Source organism: Oligella urethralis DSM 7531 (assembly GCF_000372065.1).
Taxonomy (GTDB): Bacteria; Pseudomonadota; Gammaproteobacteria; order Burkholderiales; family Burkholderiaceae_B; genus Oligella; species Oligella urethralis.
In genome coordinates this window covers 114,371-130,843 of sequence record NZ_AQVB01000004.1, presented here as the reverse complement: position 1 = coordinate 130,843, position 16,473 = coordinate 114,371, and the positions used below count along the sequence as shown (strand labels likewise).

Annotated in this window: 14 protein-coding genes; 4 read left to right on the top strand and 10 right to left on the bottom strand. The window is 45.1% G+C overall.

Going from position 1 to position 16,473, the window contains the following annotated elements; all coding sequences use genetic code 11:
* Positions 1-69 precede the first annotated feature (69 nt).
* From aroC to A3GA_RS0103925, 3 genes are read right to left on the bottom strand one after another with little or no spacing between them, the layout of a single operon-like run.
* A complete protein-coding gene (aroC, locus tag A3GA_RS0103935; protein WP_018026089.1) occupies positions 70-1,143 on the bottom strand; it encodes a chorismate synthase in 1,074 nt (357 codons plus the stop codon).
* A gap of 58 nt (positions 1,144-1,201) precedes the next feature.
* Positions 1,202-2,671, bottom strand: coding sequence for a protein adenylyltransferase SelO (locus tag A3GA_RS0103930; protein WP_018026088.1), 1,470 nt, complete (start codon positions 2,669-2,671; stop codon positions 1,202-1,204).
* A 19-nt stretch (positions 2,672-2,690) separates the two neighbouring features.
* Positions 2,691-3,074, bottom strand: a complete 384-nt coding sequence (locus A3GA_RS0103925) for a DUF2069 domain-containing protein (RefSeq protein WP_018026087.1) — start codon at positions 3,072-3,074, stop codon at positions 2,691-2,693.
* A gap of 116 nt (positions 3,075-3,190) precedes the next feature.
* On the opposite strand from A3GA_RS0103925, the gene A3GA_RS11280 reads away from it, so the two are divergent.
* On the top strand, positions 3,191-4,471 hold the full coding sequence (locus tag A3GA_RS11280) for a YihY family inner membrane protein (RefSeq protein ID WP_018026086.1): 1,281 nt from the start codon (positions 3,191-3,193) through the stop codon (positions 4,469-4,471).
* A gap of 39 nt (positions 4,472-4,510) precedes the next feature.
* On the opposite strand, the gene yfaE is transcribed toward A3GA_RS11280, so the two are convergent.
* The 5 genes from yfaE to A3GA_RS0103895 form a co-directional block, all read right to left on the bottom strand.
* The gene (gene yfaE / locus A3GA_RS0103915; RefSeq protein ID WP_018026085.1) at positions 4,511-4,834 is read right to left on the bottom strand and encodes a class I ribonucleotide reductase maintenance protein YfaE; all 324 of its coding nucleotides are present in this window, start codon (positions 4,832-4,834) and stop codon (positions 4,511-4,513) included.
* The gene (nrdB, locus tag A3GA_RS0103910; RefSeq protein ID WP_018026084.1) at positions 4,831-5,964 is read right to left on the bottom strand and encodes a class Ia ribonucleoside-diphosphate reductase subunit beta; all 1,134 of its coding nucleotides are present in this window, start codon (positions 5,962-5,964) and stop codon (positions 4,831-4,833) included. The genes yfaE and nrdB overlap by 4 nt, the downstream gene beginning before the upstream one ends.
* Before the next feature lie 88 nt (positions 5,965-6,052).
* Positions 6,053-8,344, bottom strand: coding sequence for a class 1a ribonucleoside-diphosphate reductase subunit alpha (gene nrdA, locus A3GA_RS0103905; protein WP_018026083.1), 2,292 nt, complete (start codon positions 8,342-8,344; stop codon positions 6,053-6,055).
* A 262-nt stretch (positions 8,345-8,606) separates the two neighbouring features.
* On the bottom strand, positions 8,607-9,650 hold the full coding sequence (gene dusA / locus A3GA_RS0103900) for a tRNA dihydrouridine(20/20a) synthase DusA (protein WP_018026082.1): 1,044 nt from the start codon (positions 9,648-9,650) through the stop codon (positions 8,607-8,609).
* A 6-nt stretch (positions 9,651-9,656) separates the two neighbouring features.
* On the bottom strand, positions 9,657-11,441 hold the full coding sequence (locus A3GA_RS0103895; RefSeq protein WP_018026081.1) for a ClcB-like voltage-gated chloride channel protein: 1,785 nt from the start codon (positions 11,439-11,441) through the stop codon (positions 9,657-9,659).
* 147 nt (positions 11,442-11,588) lie between these two features.
* On the opposite strand from A3GA_RS0103895, the gene A3GA_RS0103890 reads away from it, so the two are divergent.
* From A3GA_RS0103890 to A3GA_RS0103880, 3 genes are read left to right on the top strand one after another with little or no spacing between them, the layout of a single operon-like run.
* Entirely contained in the window at positions 11,589-12,563 is a 975-nt protein-coding gene (locus A3GA_RS0103890; protein ID WP_018026080.1) for a homoserine kinase, read from the top strand.
* 9 nt (positions 12,564-12,572) lie between these two features.
* Positions 12,573-13,358, top strand: a complete 786-nt coding sequence (locus A3GA_RS0103885) for a BPSS1780 family membrane protein (RefSeq protein WP_018026079.1) — start codon at positions 12,573-12,575, stop codon at positions 13,356-13,358.
* A 51-nt stretch (positions 13,359-13,409) separates the two neighbouring features.
* On the top strand, positions 13,410-14,141 hold the full coding sequence (locus tag A3GA_RS0103880) for a M48 family metallopeptidase (RefSeq protein ID WP_018026078.1): 732 nt from the start codon (positions 13,410-13,412) through the stop codon (positions 14,139-14,141).
* 5 nt (positions 14,142-14,146) lie between these two features.
* Here A3GA_RS0103880 and truA read toward each other — a convergent pair whose 3' ends face one another.
* Positions 14,147-14,962 carry a tRNA pseudouridine(38-40) synthase TruA gene (gene truA, locus A3GA_RS0103875; RefSeq protein ID WP_018026077.1) on the bottom strand — a complete coding sequence of 272 codons (816 nt, stop codon included), beginning with the start codon at positions 14,960-14,962 and terminating at the stop codon, positions 14,147-14,149.
* 294 nt (positions 14,963-15,256) lie between these two features.
* Positions 15,257-16,378 (bottom strand): aspartate-semialdehyde dehydrogenase, encoded by a 1,122-nt coding sequence (gene asd / locus A3GA_RS0103865; RefSeq protein WP_018026075.1) that lies wholly within the window; start codon positions 16,376-16,378, stop codon positions 15,257-15,259.
* Positions 16,379-16,473 lie beyond the last annotated feature (95 nt).

The following is a 16,473-nucleotide window of genomic DNA, read 5'->3' as shown; positions in this document are numbered from 1 at the left end:
CGCAGTCATTATAAATAGACATACGCTATAGATAATTAGTTTTTATTAGCAAAATGATATCAGAATTTGCTATTCAAGGCCTTTATATTCTTGATAAGCTGCTTGACGCAAACTATGATCCATTAAAATAATAGCGAGTAATGCCTCTGCAATCGGTGCGGCTCTGATACCGACACAGGGATCATGTCGACCCAAGGTCTGAACTTGAATAGGCTCATTGGCAGTTGTCACCGAGCGACGCTCGATACGAATGCTAGAGGTAGGCTTAATTGCAAGCGATACCGTAATATCCTGACCACTTGAAATACCGCCTAAAATACCGCCGGCATGATTTGATAAAAAACCCGTTGGTGTGATTTCATCACCGTGTTCAGAACCACGTTGACTCACACTATCAAAACCAGCACCAATTGCGACTGCCTTAACGGCATTGAGCCCCATCATGGCATGGGCTATATCGGCATCTAAACGATCATAAATGGGCTCACCCAAACCCGCAGGTACTCCAGAAGCTACCACCTCAATGCGGGCGCCGATAGAATCACCATCGCGTCGTAACTGATCCATAAAACTTTCCAATTCAGGAATAATCTCGGCATTCGGCGCAAAAAATGGGTTGTTAGCCACTTCGTCCCAACTTTGGAAAGGAATTTGGATCGGACCTAATTGACTCATATAAGCACGTACCTGTGTGCCATAGCGTAGCGCCAAGCACTTTTTAGCGATGGCACCGGCTGCTACGGTAGGCGCTGTTAAACGAGCCGAAGAACGACCACCCCCACGGGGATCGCGAATACCGTATTTATGCCAATAACTATAATCAGCATGGCCTGGTCGGAAACGATCCGTGATATTGGCATAGTCCTTGCTGCGTTGATCCTGATTACGGATCAGTAAAGCAATGGGGGTACCTGTGGTTTTACCCTCATAAACACCAGAGAGTATCTCTACCCTATCGGGCTCTTGGCGTTGTGTCACATGCCGTGAAGTACCGGGGCGTCGACGGTCTAAGTCATGCTGAATATCCGCTTCGTTCAGTGCGACACCCGGCGGGCAACCATCAATCACACAACCAATGGCCGGACCATGTGATTCTCCAAAATTAGTAACTGCAAAAAAACGACCAAGTGTGTTACCAGCCATGTAACTTCCTATGCAAAAATTAACTTGAATAATTGATTATACTGAAGATCGCTACCTATTAAGATGAACAACTCAGGAAGCTATTTTGTTTTTCAATAGGCGTTGGCTCCGCATAACGCTCTGCCCCTGTATGCACAATGTAGGGATTTTGTAAAATCCGAATCATAAAATCAATCAGTTCAAAGGAGCCATTTTGCACCTCATCAATCACTTCTTGAGCCATATAGGTTCTTAGGGTATAGAGTGGATTAATGCGATTCATCATGGCTTGACGCGCTTCAATGCTAAGATTATCTAGCTTTAATCGCACCCTATAGCGCTGTAACCATGCCTTTGCCTCTGCCGCTTGGGGAAATAGCGCAAGCCAAGCAGCTTCATCACTATCAATGGTAGCCAAGCGTCTAAAACTGAGGGTAAAATCACTGGCCTGGCTTGCCATTAAGCGCCAAAAATCATTAAAAAGATCTTCATCAGCCTTAGTAATTTGCTTTAGACCGAGTTTTTGAGCATGTATTTCAAAGTATTTATCATAGAAATACGATTCATAGCCTGCTAACACCTCTCTTAAATCAGCTTCTGACAGGCCCAAAATAGAAAATGAAATAGCCAGTTGATGCAGATTCCATAATGCGATATTGACCTGTTGGGCAAAGGCGTAGCGCCCTCCCTGATCACTATGATTAATGACCCAATTTGGATAAAAATTCTCCATAAAGCCATAGGGACCATAATCAATGGTCAGCCCTAAGATGGACATATTATCCGTGTTCATTACCCCATGCACAAAACCCACGCTTTGCCAATGCGCCATCAAATGGGCGGTTTTTTGGGTGACTAGATCCAGAAAATCTAAGATCTTATCCTTTGGATTGGCGTAGCTCGCTTGTAATTCATCAACAAAAAAGTGAGTGCACACATAGTCTAGCAGCTCCTGCAACAAATCCGGACGTTGATTAGCGTACCAATGCTGGAATGAGCCAAAACGTATAAAGCTAGGAGCGACCCGTGAGACAATAGCCGCTGTCTCAATACCCTCACGGCGCACCCGATCCTGCGAATGAGTAATGGATAAGGCCAAGGTGGTGGGTATGTTTAAACCATCCATCGCAGCGCTGGCTAAATACTCACGAATACTGGAACGTAAGACGGCTCGCCCATCGCCCATGCGTGAATAGGGTGTTAAACCAGCGCCTTTTAATTGAATCTCTAAGGGCGGACCACCCGATGCGCTTGCTAAGGCTCCCAGTAAATGTGCTCGACCATCGCCTAACTGACCTGCCCAGACGCCAAATTGGTGGCCGCTATAAACCGCCGCTAGCGTAACACCGCCAGGTAAATCACGCTGACCCGACATGACTTCAAGAAACTCCTGGCTCTGCCAAATTGTCTCATCAATGCCTAAACGGCTTGCCACCCAGGGGTTGACATGCACTAGCTGCACCTCATGTTGCAGACCCTGCATCTTAAGCCGGGTATAGAACTCGGGTGACAAATCGGCAAAGGAATTAGAAACTTTTAGTGACTTCATAAATGTATCCTAAGCACTGCTATTGACCCGCTCTTTTGCGCTGTTTGGCCACACGCTTGGCTGGTCGTACATACATGATCGTGGCAAAAAATACGATCATCGCCAATAAGGTTTCAACTAAGGCTAGCTGCTGCGACAGTGTCGTGGTATCACTCATCCAGCGTACTACTCCCTCCATCAGATAAAGTAAAATCATCATAGAAGTCCACTGCATCGTGTATAAGCTACCGCGCCATAAACCATACAATGGAAATAATAAAGGTAAGGCCTTTAGCACTAGTAATGTGCCGCCCGGCTCAACTGGACTTAGGATCCACTCCCAAAGCACACAAAGTATAAATAATAAGGTCGTGCCAATAAAGGCGATATATCGATAATGTGGGTTCAAGGGTATCGTGCTCATATAGCTAAGACGGTTATACTGATAGCCTATTGTATGCTATATTTTTAGGCTGCGTGAGCAGCGGCTTAAATAAATGATCCGCCATCAACTAAATCACACCTACTAGAGAAGAAACCATGAGTTTACCTGCGATGGAAAAGAATACGCCCCAACCACCAGCGGCTGAAGAAAGCTTTTCCGATGACAGTATTTTTATTATCAATCAGCGCGACTCTCGTGGGGATTGGCGCTTTTATAAAGACGTATTGCTGCTTGCGCTTTCTCGCTTACTCAATGAGGGTTTAACGAGTAAAGCTGCCAGTCTCTCTTACACCTCCATTACCTCAGCCGTGCCTTTATTAGCGGTGGTACTGGCTTTATTTACGGCTTTTCCAATTTTTAATGACTTTAAGTTTTATTTGGATGAGTTTTTAAGTCGTAGTCTATTTCCTGAGAGCATTTCTAATCAAGTTCTATCCTACCTAAATAGCTTTGCTGATGCGGCAACCCGGTTGACAGCCATTGGTACCATATTTTTATTTGTCACATCCATTTTGTTGATGATGACCATTGAGGATGCCTTAAATCAGATTTTCCAAATTAAAAAGCCACGTCCACTATTCCAGCGCATTTTAGTATTTTGGGCGATTTTATCGGTAGGTCCTTTTGCCTTAGCGCTTAGTTTGTGGGCTAGTGCCATGTTTTTACAACAAACGATGGTGGCAGGCTTTTCCTTTTTGAAAAGCTTAATTAGCTTTATTGTGCCCGTTGTCTTCTCTGGCTTTTTGATGAGCTTATTTTATTTGGTGGTGCCCAATCGTCGTATTAAATTCCGCGATGCGATGGTGGGTGGTTTTTTTGCCGCCATTATCTTTGAAATAATGCGCAACGGCTTTACCCTTTACCTTAGCTATTTCCCGACCTATACCCTGATTTATGGTGCTTTTGCTATTTTGCCAATCTTCTTGATCTGGGTTTATATGTCTTGGCTGGTATTATTGTTGGGCGCCTATATTGTTTCTTTAATGCCGCAAATCCGTCGCGGTGTGATTGCTAAGGATAGTCATTCTGGTGCCCGGCTACTGCTTGCTATCAAAGTCATCCGTGCCCTGAATGATACCCGACAACAGCAACCCGGACTTAGTGAATCCCAATTGATGGCGATGATTCCAAGTAACTATTTGAATATTCACAATGTACTGGAGGCCTTAGCCGATTTAGGCTATGTGATGCGTGGCGCCGATAGCAAAGAAGGGATATGGGCCTTAGTCTGTAGCGATCAGCAGTCGCTAAGACCCTTAATTGACTGCTTTTTATTCGATAAAAATATGGCACAGGTGCTGAGTGATGAACGTATCTACGCAGCGGTACAAAAGACGATTGATAATCAAGACGTACCCGTCAGTGCGATCTATTAAAAACATCAGCCCGGAACACAATTGTTCCGGGCTGTTAGCTTAGAAGAGCTTAACTAGCGACTCATCCCACGCCTCTGAGTTCGCCTCATCGCTATGATTGCGGTTATTTGTTAAGACCTCAACATCCACCCTCGCCTCCGGTGCTGGGCGGCAGCAACAAGGCAGTACCTCATCCGGATTGATGTAGGCCAAGGGCTCAATGAGGTACTCCACCTGACCATCAACTAAGGGAGTACGACATGAGCCACAGTAACCTGCTCGACATTGATACTCAACCACATAGCCTTGACGTTCTAGACCCTCAAGCAAGGTCTCACCGCTTAAGAGCTCAAAGCTACCGTCCCATGTATAGACTCGACTCATAACTCAAAGCCTGATAAGTCGTCTGGGTTAATTTCAGCATCAATTTGACCGATAAGGTAAGAACTGATTTCTACCTCTTGTGGGGCTACCTGTACATTATCCGAGGATAACCAAGCATTAATCCAAGGAATGGGGTTTTGGGTAGCGCCTTCAAAGGCAGGTTGAAGACCCACCGCCATCATGCGTGTATTGGTAATGTACTCCACGTACTTACATAAAATATCGCGGTTTAGACCAATCATCGAGCCGTCCTTAAATAAATAAGCAGCCCATTCCTTTTCCTGTTCGGCCGAGTCTTTGAACATTTGAAAGCATTCCTGCTCAAGTTCTTTAGCAATATCGACCATTTCCGGATCGTCTTGACCACTCCGCATTAAGTTCAGCATATGCTGGGTGCTCACCAGATGCAGGGCCTCATCACGTGCGATTAATTTAATGATCTTAGCATTTCCCTCCATCAGTTTTCTTTCGGCAAAGGCAAAGGAGCAAGCAAAGCTCACATAGAAACGAATGGCTTCTAAAATGTTGACCGACATGAGGCAGAGATAAAGCTTTTTCTTAAGCTCTCTAAGACTGATGGTCTCCTGCTTGCCATTTAGCGTATGCGTACCCTCACCAAAGAGTTGATATAAGGACACGGTGCGGATTAAATCATCATAGTATTTCGAGATATCACGCGCACGCTCTAAAATATGCTCATTGCTGACAATACCATCAAATACCACGGAGGGATCATTGATGATATTACGAATAATATGAGTATAAGAGCGAGAGTGAATGGTTTCTGAGAATGACCACGTCTCAATCCACGTCTCTAACTCCGGTAGCGACACAATCGGCAAGAAGGCCACATTTGGACTACGCCCTTGAATGGAGTCGAGTAAGGTCTGATACTTTAAATTAGAAATAAATATATGCTTTTCATGCTCAGGCAAATTTGCATAATCAATTCTATCCTGTGAGACGTCGACTTCTTCCGGACGCCAGAAGAAAGATAATTGCTTTTCAATGAGCTTTTCAAACACCTCAAATTTTTGCTGATCGTAGCGCGCCACATTCACACTCTGACCGAAAAACATCGGTTCTAAAAGCGCATTATTGGGGGTTTCATTAAAGGTACTATATAGCATAAAAACTCGAATAAAAAACTAGTGGAGGCACTTAAAGAAGCCTTAGCTAAAAGCAGTCAGTTTAAGTGCCGTCTATGAATGAAGCAGATTAAATTTTGCACGCACCGCTTGCGCAATCCTCGTCTTCAGCACCGCTCATCGTGACTAAATCACCTTGATCATCTTGTGCGCCGTCGCGCGTGTTATGGTAGTACAAGGTTTTGAGACCGTATTTATACGCATTGAGTAAATCCTTTAATAATTCACTCATGGGCACACGACCACCAGCAAAACGTGACGGGTCATAGTTAGTGTTAGCAGAAATGGCTTGATCGACAAACTTCTGCATAATACCGACTAAACGTAGGTAGCCATCATTGGATGGCATTTGCCATAAGGTTTCGTATTGATGCTTTAAGCGACGATATTCCGGTACCACTTGACGAAACACACCGTCTTTGGAAGCCTTAATCGTGATCAGTCCGCGCGGTGGTTCAATCCCGTTAGTGGCATTAGAAATCTGACTTGAGGTTTCTGAAGGCATCAAGGCCGTTAAGGTTGAGTTACGCAAACCGTGAGTTTTAATCTCTTCACGCAAAGATTCCCAATCCAAATGTAAAGGCTCTAGGCAGAATGCGTCAATATCCTTTTTGTAAGTATCAATAGGCAAAATGCCTTCGGCATAGCTTGTTTCATTAAAGGCTAAGCAAGGACCAAATTCCTTAGATAAATTCATTGATGCCTTTAACAAATAGTACTGAATGGCTTCAAAGGTACGATGAGTTAAGGCATTACCACTGCCGTCGGAGTAGCGAGCGCCGTTCTTAGCTAAATAATATGCAAAGTTAATCACGCCGACACCCAGAGTACGACGATTCATGGTGGCAATTTTCGCCGCTTTAATTGGATAGTCTTGATAGTCTAGTAAAGCATCTAAGGCACGTACAATCAAATCCGCTAAATGCTCTAATTCATCTAGAGACTCAAGCGCACCCAAGTTAAAGGCAGATAGCGTACATAACGCAATCTCGCCCTTTTCATCATTAATATCATCTAAAGGCTTGGTCGGTAACGCAATCTCTAAGCATAAATTCGATTGACGCACCGGTGCCACCTGCGGATTAAATGGGCTATGCGTATTACAATGGTCAACGTTTTGAATATAAATACGACCCGTACCAGCCCGCTCTTGCATCATTAGGGAGAATAAGTCGGCAGCTTTAACCGAACGCTTACGAATTGACTCATCCTGTTCGTACTGTACATATAAGCGTTCAAACTCATCCTGATCGGCAAAGAAGGCATCATATAAGCCTGGTACATCCGAGGGTGAGAATAAGGTGATATTGCCACCTTTAATCAGACGTTGATAGAGTAAACGGTTAATCTGTACACCGTAATCCATATGGCGCACGCGGTTTTCCTCAACCCCACGGTTATTTTTAAGTACTAATAAGGACTCAACCTCTAAATGCCACATTGGGTAGAATAAGGTCGCCGCACCACCACGCACCCCGCCCTGAGAACAACATTTAACCGCTGTTTGGAAGTGCTTATAAAACGGGATACAACCGGTATGCTGGGCTTCACCACCACGAATCGCACTACCCACCGCACGTATACGTCCGGCATTAATACCAATACCGGCACGCTGAGACACATAGCGTACGATGGCGGCACTGGTGGCATTAATTGAGTCCAGACTATCGTCACATTCAATTAAGACGCATGAACTGAATTGACGTGTGGGTGTACGCACCCCAGCCATAATGGGCGTCGGCAAAGAAATTTTAAAGGTAGAAATGGCATCATAGAAGTCTTTAACATACTGTAGCCGCGTGCTTTTAGGGTATTTTGAAAATAAGCAAGCAGCCACTAGCACATACAAAAACTGTGGACTTTCGAAGATTTCGCCAGTCACGCGATTTTGTACTAAATACTTACCCTGTAACTGATTCACTGCCGCATAAGCAAAGCTTAAGTCACGCCCATGCACTAAAAAGGAATCCATCTCATCGAATTCCTCCTCACTATAGTCCTCTAGCAAGTGCGCATCATAACGCTTATCCGCAACCAGCCGTTGTACATGCTCATACAGTCGCGGTGGCTCAAACTGACCATAGGCCTTTTTGCGTAAGTGAAAAATGGCTAAACGAGCAGCTAAAAACTGATAATCTGGTGCTTCTTCAGAGATTAAATCAGCGGCAGCTTTAATAATGGTTTCGTGAATATGCTCAGTTTTAATGCCATCATAAAACTGAATTTGCGAACGTAACTCTACCTGAGAAACTGAGACATTATCCAAGCCCTCGGCAGCCCAATCTAAGACACGGTGGATTTTATCGAGATCAAGCGCTTCCTGACGACCGTCTCGCTTGGTCACCAAAAGAGATTTATTCATGAGCCAACCCTTAAAAATGGGCCTTTTGGACTTACTTCGCATCTGTGCCAAGCAAAGCCAAAAAACCTATATATAGTGAAAATATGTTTTTCAAAAACAATATGTAGTATTAGATGATAAAAGCACAGCAAAATCAAGTGAAATTAAGTGCTAAAGAATTTAAATTTTAACAGCCTAAATGCTTGACTTTTTGCGAATACAATTTAAGGAGTGCTAAGCACAGGTGGCTACGCCTTTTGAGCTGCACTATCAACTAATTAGTTTAAGTTTGAGCAAAAAAACTGCTGTGTTTTTTGAACTCAGCGTAAGTCTTTAACAACAAATTTGGATCCGCTTTTTTAAGCAGACTCGCATCTGATAAGGTTCGACGCCATAATTTAGCCCCTTTTTGACCATTAAATAGACCAAGTATGGGCTTGAACACAAATCGTAGTGGCACCCCTGCAGCATGCTGCCTCACGGCATAGTCATACATGCTTTGAATCAGGCTATCGGTATCAGGATGGTCGATATCCGGCCATAGCAAGCGACTGATTTCGCCAATGCGATAAGGTTCATGCCACGCTGCACGCCCGACCATAATGCCCTCAAAGCGTTGTGCTTGCTCAAACATCTGTGCCACTTCACTCAGACCACCATTTAAAATAAAGCGGGCCTCGGGAAAATCCTGCTTTAGCTGAGCCACCCATTGATAGCGTAAAGGTGGGATATCACGATTATCCTTGGGTGATAATCCCTTTAACACGGCATTACGTGCATGCACAATAAATACGCGAGTTGCGCTTTTTTGGATTAAGGTGCCGACGAAATCACGTACAAAGCCATAATCCTCACTGTAATCCAGGCCCAAGCGGTGCTTTACTGTCACCGGTATGCTGACTGCATCCTGCATGGCCTTGAGACAGTCCGCCACTAACTCACTCTCTGCCATCAAACAAGCACCAAAGGCACCCTTTTGTACCCGCTCCGAGGGACAGCCACAATTCAAATTAATTTCATCATAACCCCATGCCGCACCGAGCTTTGCAGAATGCACTAAATCCTTGCGCTCACTGCCACCTAATTGCAAGGCCACCGGATGCTCTTCTTGATTAAACTGCAAATGTCTGGCCACATCGCCATAAACTAAGGCGCCGGTAGTCACCATCTCAGTATAAAGTAAGGCCTTAGGCGCTAATAAACGATAGAAAAAACGTGCATGCCTATCGCTCACATCCAACATCGGTGCGATGGATAAGCGCCAAGGCTTAGCGGCCGACTCATACAAGGACTGCTGAGCGACAGTGTTTAAAATACAATTACTCATCAAATACTAGGCACGTATAAAGGGGTTCATTTTGACTTCACTACTTTTATCAATGGATTTTTTAATCTCACTATAGCGACGTAGCACTTCGGATTTATAAACCACACCCATCAAATGCGGCGGATCGGCAAAATCCAATACCGGTAAACGCTCACCATTATAAGTGACGAAGGCGTCCTGCACTTCATCTAAGGTCATTCGCAAATGTAAAGGCTCCAAATAGGTGCGTGAGATTAAATGCGCAGGGATAGGCTCCTCTAGATTTAAGGCACCTAAGAGGCTACGGGTAATGTCTTTATGCGCCAGAACACCTAAAAATTCATTTTTATCATTAATCACATAAAGATAACGCACACTGAGTTCAGTAAATAAATCAATGGCTTCACCCACCAGCGTATCGGCATGAATCACATTTTCAGGCTTTTTGTTAATCAGTTGCTCAATGCGGACATTACTCAAGCGATGACGTAAGCGGATATCCTCTTCGCGGTTCGTGGTGACGTTAAACATCACTAATCCTTTGATGCGACGTGCTAGAAAAGCAGCGCTAACGCATGCAAAAACCACCGGCACCACTAAGGATTGGTTATAAGACATCTCCACCATCATAATAATGGCCATTAAAGGCGCACTGGAAGCAGCGGATAAAAATGCCCCCATACCGAGAATCACAAAAACCGGACTGTAATAATGCAATTCGGGAAAGACAAGCATCGCCGTGTTAAGGCTTAACAAGGCGACAGCTGCACCGATAAACATAATTGGTGTAATCACCCCGCCGACCGCACCAGAGCCGACGGAAACTAAGGTCGCCGCCACTTTTAAGAATAAAAACATGGCTAATAACTGCCAGTTCCAATCGGCTCCATGAATTAAGGTAGAAACAATCGAATCACCATTACCCGCTAGACGAGGATCGTAGAGTAAAAAGACACCGACCACTAAACCGGCTAAACTCATGCGAAGTGGCAATGGTAAGGGGATAAACTTGAAACCCTTTTTAGCCCAGTCCAAGGTTTTTAAAAAAAGTGGCGATAAGATCCCACCTAATAAACCGACCAGCACAGCAGCAATTAATAGTTCAGCGCTTAAGGAAATCTCTAAATTCACCTCATAGGCTAAATAATGACTACCGAAATAACGTGTTGTCAGATGGGCCGTCATGGCAGCTAATAGTAAAGGCGCAACGATCACCATGGACATGCTACCGACCACAATCTCTGCCACAAATAAGGCCCCAGCAATGGGCGTATGGTAGGCGGCAGACACAGCACCGGCTGCGCCGCATGCAACAATTAAGCGTAATTGCTTGGCATCCATAAAGAAAAAACGACCAATGGCCGAGGAAATCATGGAGCCCATATGAATCATCGGTCCCTCACGACCGATGGAAAAGCCAGAGGTGATCACGGTCAGGGAGGACAGAATACGCAAAACGCCTTGCTTAATTGAAAGACGACCATCGCCAAGCGCAACCGCCTCCATGTAGTCGGAGTTGGTGTCAGTCTTAATCCGAGCCGACCAAGTTAACAACAAGCCACCAACTAAACCTGCAAGGCTTGGATAAAGCAAGGTCTGCCAGGTACTGTATTGACTGACGATATCACTAATGCTGCCACTCCTACCCACCATCAACCACTGTAAGAGCTTAACCCCTTGAAAAAACAATAAGGTCGCCAAAGCGCCGATCACCCCCATCAATAAGGCCCAAAACAATAAGATGGCTTGGCTGTGAAAGACAGGACGACTACTTAGGCGTCGACGAAGATAATTTAAACGTCGCTTTATCATTGCGCTTGCTAATTGTGAGTAAAATAAACAATAAATCTAGGGTGCGAGGCTGGCCTTGATTAGGATTTCGCAGCCTAGACTGGTAAAATCACCCTAAAGTCATTATTTTACTAAGCATTTTCCATTTTATAAGATTAAATTAACTCTATGGCTGTTTTTACTCCCGTATCTCCTGAAGCTGCTCAGAAGATTTTACAAGATTATGATTTAGGTGAGTTTGTGTCAATGCAAGGCATCACGGCCGGCATTGAAAATACCAATTACTTTTTGAGCACCACTCAGGGCGAGTATGTACTGACCATTTTTGAAGTACTGACACAGGAGCAAATCCCCTTCTACTTGGATTTGATGTATGGTCTTGGGCTCAAAAAGCAGGCGGTACCGATGCCACAAAAGCGGCGTGACGGTACCATTTGGGGCTTGTTTGAGGGTAAGCCGATGTGTATTGTGGTGCGTCTCAACGGTGGTTGGGAAGCGCATCCCAGCGCTAGGCATTGTGAAATCGTGGCCCGTGCTCAGGCTAGACAGCATATTGCCGCCTATGACCTACCCTTAAACCAGCCTAATTTACGTGGCTTAAGTTGGTGGCAAGAGACTTATCCAAAAATCAAAGAATTTCTTAGCCCTGCACAACAGGATTTATATGAAAAATCATTAGCCGAACAGATTGAGATACAAGCTGATTACGCATGGCGTCAAATGCCCGGGGGTCCCTGTCATTGTGATCTATTCCGCGATAATGTCTTATTTGACGGCACCTATGAGCACCCCAGTTTAGGCGGTGTGATTGATTTTTATTTTGCTGGGGTCGATCGCTGGTTATTTGATGTCGCCGTTGCGGTTAATGACTGGTGTATTGAGCGCGAAAGTGGTGAATTCATACCTGAGTTAGTGGAGGCTTGGCTTAATAGCTATCACCAGGGTCGGTCCTTTACCGATGCAGAGCGAGCCTTGTGGCCAGTTGCACTACGAGCCGCAGCACTGAGATTTTGGACTTCTAGACTCTATGATTTCTATCTGCCACGCCCAGCGCAAAGCTTAAAGCCACACGATCCTACACACTTTGAGCGCATCCTTAAAGCTCGTACCGATGGCGAAATCCCGCCTTTACCCACCCGTTAAGGACTGTTAATGCAAGCATTAAGACTTCCAGCAAGCGCCGGTTTCGACTGGTTTCTCAAGGGCTTTGCTATTTTCAAAAAGCGCCCTGCGTTTTTTCTTTTACTTGCCTTTATCTGGCATTTAAATACGATCTTTAGCATCCAGCTACTAGGGCTTTTTGGTTTATTTAGTGTGGCCTTGGTGCAGCCGCTATATGTCGCTTTTATTTTGTTATGTTGCCATCATATCAACGCAGGAAAGCGCTTTAGTCTAAATGAGCTAGTTGATGTTTTTAAGCAGGGTAACATCCTGAAGTCGTTGCTAGTGGCTGGTTTTATTTATGGGGTGATCTTTATCATCCTAAATATGTTTTTCACCCCCGCTTTGATTAAAGAAAGTGAGATGTCGCATCTCATCGATGCGCTCACCGCAGCCGAGATTACCGAGGAGTCGTATGCTGCTATCGCCAGCTCGATAAATGTCTTTGCTATCGTGGTGATGATCGTTTATTCGCTACTGATCACCCTAGTCTACTGGTTTGTCCCTTCATTAATTTTATGGAATGGCACTGAAGTTGTAAAATCTATTGTCTTTTCTGTGATCGGCGTGATGCGTAATTTAGGCGCCTTTGTCATGTTAGGCCTACCCGTTTTGCTTGGTGGCTATGTGATATGGAATTTAATTTTTGTTGCAATGTCATTCGGCGCTGTCGGCGCTTTTCTTGCATTTATACTGCAACTAATTTTAATATCACTACTAATGAGCCTTTACTGTGCCATGTATATTAGTTACAAGCAAATATATCAAAGCGCTTAGTTTAGTGAAAGCGCTATTAATCTGAATTCAATTGACTGAGGAAATACAATCATGACTAAAAAGCTACTAGCAGCCGCCGCCATTAGTCTTAGCTTAACAGCCTGCCAGGGAATGGATATAGCCGGTATGATTGGTGCCGCTGGTACCTTGGCTAGCGCAGCTTCGATTGACGATGGTGAAATCCGAGCTTTAGGAGTGCGTACCCAACAAAAACTGGACGGTGAAAACAAGGTGGCTTCTGCCTCCAGCCCCTATACTAAGCGCTTAAATCGCATCACACGTAATCTTAAAAGCGATAGCGGTCATCAGTTAAATTATAAGGTCTATGTGACCCCTGAAATTAATGCCTTTGCCCTGCCAAATGGCGGTATTCGCATCTATAGTGGTCTGATGGATAAAATGACGGATGATGAATTGCTTTATGTCATTGGGCATGAGGTCGGGCATGTGGTGCATGGTCACTCTAAGCAGCAAGCTCGCACCCAATTACTGAGCTCAGCAGCACTACAAGCGGTTGCTTCCAGTGGTTCGCCAGTCGCTGCCCTATCAAGTGGCGCCATCGGTCAATTAAGTCATCAGCTAATCAATGCGCAATACTCTCAAGCCCATGAGTACGAAGCTGACGCCTACGGACTTAAAGTCTTAAAAGCGCATGGCAAAGGCAAGGAGCCGGCTGTGTCTGCGCTACGTAAATTGGCCGCCCTAGGTGGCAATAACTCCAGCATCTTCGCCTCACACCCTAACCCATCGGCGCGTGCGGATCGTATGGATAAGAGCAACTAAGCAAACTACGCATTCAGTAAGTAGTTCAGACTTTCAGCGAGTGTTAATTCGGGCATTAAGTGATTAATGCCCGAATGGTTTGGATAGGCAATATGGGCTAAATACAAACCATCCGCCATAAAGGTGGGCGCAGCGTATTTACGTGCGCGATGCGCCAGAATTTCAGCCATATACTCGGGTTGATATTTTCCCTTACCGACATAGACGAGAGAACCAACAATATTTCGCACCATATGATGTAAAAACCCGTCACCACGAACTGTAAAGATAAATAAATTACCCTGTTGGCGAAGACTTAAATCATAAATGGTACGGATCGGCGAATGCGCCTGACACTCTGAAGAACGAAAACTACTGAAATCATGCGTACCCACTAGATAAGTAGCCGCTGCCTGCATTTGCTTTAAGTCTAAGGGCAAATGAAACCACCCCACTAAGCCATTGAGGAGCGCCGAAGCAACCGGGTGATTGCGCAAAATATAGATATAGGTACGGACTTTGGCATCAAAGCGAGCATGAAAATCCGCCGCCACCTCGGTCGCCCATTTGATACGTATATCCGGGGGTAAAAACGCATTAACCCCACGTACCCAGGAATTATCACTACGGCTAGCATCCGTATCCAAATGCACTACTTGATTAATTGCATGCACGCCGGTATCGGTACGACCGGCGCAAATAACCTGCGTGGGTGTGGTAATAAATTGACTGAGGGCTGCCTCCACCGCCCCCTGCACGGTAGCTCGTTCACTTTGAATTTGCCAACCCGAGTAGGCCTGCCCTTGATAGGAAATACCTAAAGCTATACGATGCTTAGCCATCAATCGCTATCCAAATCGAGATTGATTTCTTTAAGCTTGGCCCTAAACGCTTTAGCGGCTGGACTTTGATCAAGCTCGGAGGCAGCACGTGGCTTTGGCACTGCGCCGAACTTGTCACTCTGAGCTTCTGCGCAATTGCTCCGGCTACTCGTTGATATTTTCTGAGCTAGAAAAACGAATAATGCGATCAAGACAACAAGTATCACTAAACTTATGGCGATATGGTCATTGATAAAAAGCAATAATTTCATCTTTCTAAAGGCTCAGACAATCAAATACTGAATCAGCTAGGATTTACAGCTCACCCAAGGCAATTCGTAACATACGGCGTAAAGGCTCTGCTGCACCCCAAAGTAACTGATCGCCAATGGTAAAGGCACTGATATACTCCGGACCCATATTAAGCTTGCGTACACGACCCACCGGGATATTTAAAGTACCCGTTACCGCAATCGGTGTTAATTCGCGCATCGTCACTTCGCGCTCATTCGGAATTAATTTGGCCCAATCACTACTGCTACTGATGATATCGTTGATCTCGTCTAAAGGCACATCCTTTTTCAGCTTGAAGGTTAGGGCCTGACTATGACAACGCATGGCACCGATACGCACGCATAAACCGTCGATCGGAATCATCTCATCACCGCTGCGGCCTAACACCTTATTGGTCTCAGCCTGCGCCTTCCACTCTTCACGTGATTGACCATTGTCCAACTGAGTATCGATCCAAGGAATTAAACTACCGCCTAAAGGTACCCCAAAGTTACTCTGTGGTAGGCTCTCATCACGTTGCGTAGCTAATACCTGACGATCAATGTCTAAAATGGCCGAGGCAGGATCATCTAATAATGATTGAACTGAGTTGCCGATAATGCCAAATTGCGTCAACAGCTCACGCATATGCTGCGCACCACCACCAGACGCAGCCTGATAAGTCATACTACTCATCCACTCAACCAGACCGGCTTTAAATAAACCGCCAACACCCATTAACATACAGCTAACAGTGCAGTTACCACCGATAAAATCACGCACCCCCTTGCTTAGAGAAGCATCAATTAAATCACGGTTGATTGGATCAAGTACAATGACGGCGTCATCGTGCATACGTAAGGCGCTGGCCGCATCAATCCAAATGCCATCCCAGCCCGCTGCGCGTAGCTTAGGATACACCTCATTGGTGTAATCGCCACCTTGAGCAGTTACAATGATGGGTAATTTCTTAAGCGTGTCGATATCATAGGCGTCCTGTAAAGGCGCTGCGCCTTCAGCCCATTCGGGAGCGGCACCACCAACATTGCTAGTAGAGAAAAATACCGGTTCGATCAATTTAAAATCACCCTCATCGCGCATGCGCTGCATGAGAACCGAACCCACCATGCCTCGCCAACCGACAAGACCAACTGCTTTTGACATAGATTTGCTCACTTATAAAAATACTTAATCTGAAATAATATCATTATCACCCTAGCTGAGTAGATAATCGGCTTTAATTGTCACGATTAAATTGT

What these genes read in the sequence shown, in the direction of transcription:
- aroC (WP_018026089.1), bottom strand. Translation starts at nt 1,143, where the DNA reads ATGGCTGGTAACACACTTGGTCGTTTTTTTGCAGTTACTAATTTTGGA.
- A3GA_RS0103930 (WP_018026088.1), bottom strand. Translation starts at nt 2,671, where the DNA reads ATGAAGTCACTAAAAGTTTCTAATTCCTTTGCCGATTTGTCACCCGAG.
- A3GA_RS0103925 (WP_018026087.1), bottom strand. Translation starts at nt 3,074, where the DNA reads ATGAGCACGATACCCTTGAACCCACATTATCGATATATCGCCTTTATT.
- A3GA_RS11280 (WP_018026086.1), top strand. Translation starts at nt 3,191, where the DNA reads ATGAGTTTACCTGCGATGGAAAAGAATACGCCCCAACCACCAGCGGCT.
- yfaE (WP_018026085.1), bottom strand. Translation starts at nt 4,834, where the DNA reads ATGAGTCGAGTCTATACATGGGACGGTAGCTTTGAGCTCTTAAGCGGT.
- nrdB (WP_018026084.1), bottom strand. Translation starts at nt 5,964, where the DNA reads ATGCTATATAGTACCTTTAATGAAACCCCCAATAATGCGCTTTTAGAA.
- nrdA (WP_018026083.1), bottom strand. Translation starts at nt 8,344, where the DNA reads ATGAATAAATCTCTTTTGGTGACCAAGCGAGACGGTCGTCAGGAAGCG.
- dusA (WP_018026082.1), bottom strand. Translation starts at nt 9,650, where the DNA reads ATGAGTAATTGTATTTTAAACACTGTCGCTCAGCAGTCCTTGTATGAG.
- A3GA_RS0103895 (WP_018026081.1), bottom strand. Translation starts at nt 11,441, where the DNA reads ATGATAAAGCGACGTTTAAATTATCTTCGTCGACGCCTAAGTAGTCGT.
- A3GA_RS0103890 (WP_018026080.1), top strand. Translation starts at nt 11,589, where the DNA reads ATGGCTGTTTTTACTCCCGTATCTCCTGAAGCTGCTCAGAAGATTTTA.
- A3GA_RS0103885 (WP_018026079.1), top strand. Translation starts at nt 12,573, where the DNA reads ATGCAAGCATTAAGACTTCCAGCAAGCGCCGGTTTCGACTGGTTTCTC.
- A3GA_RS0103880 (WP_018026078.1), top strand. Translation starts at nt 13,410, where the DNA reads ATGACTAAAAAGCTACTAGCAGCCGCCGCCATTAGTCTTAGCTTAACA.
- truA (WP_018026077.1), bottom strand. Translation starts at nt 14,962, where the DNA reads ATGGCTAAGCATCGTATAGCTTTAGGTATTTCCTATCAAGGGCAGGCC.
- asd (WP_018026075.1), bottom strand. Translation starts at nt 16,378, where the DNA reads ATGTCAAAAGCAGTTGGTCTTGTCGGTTGGCGAGGCATGGTGGGTTCG.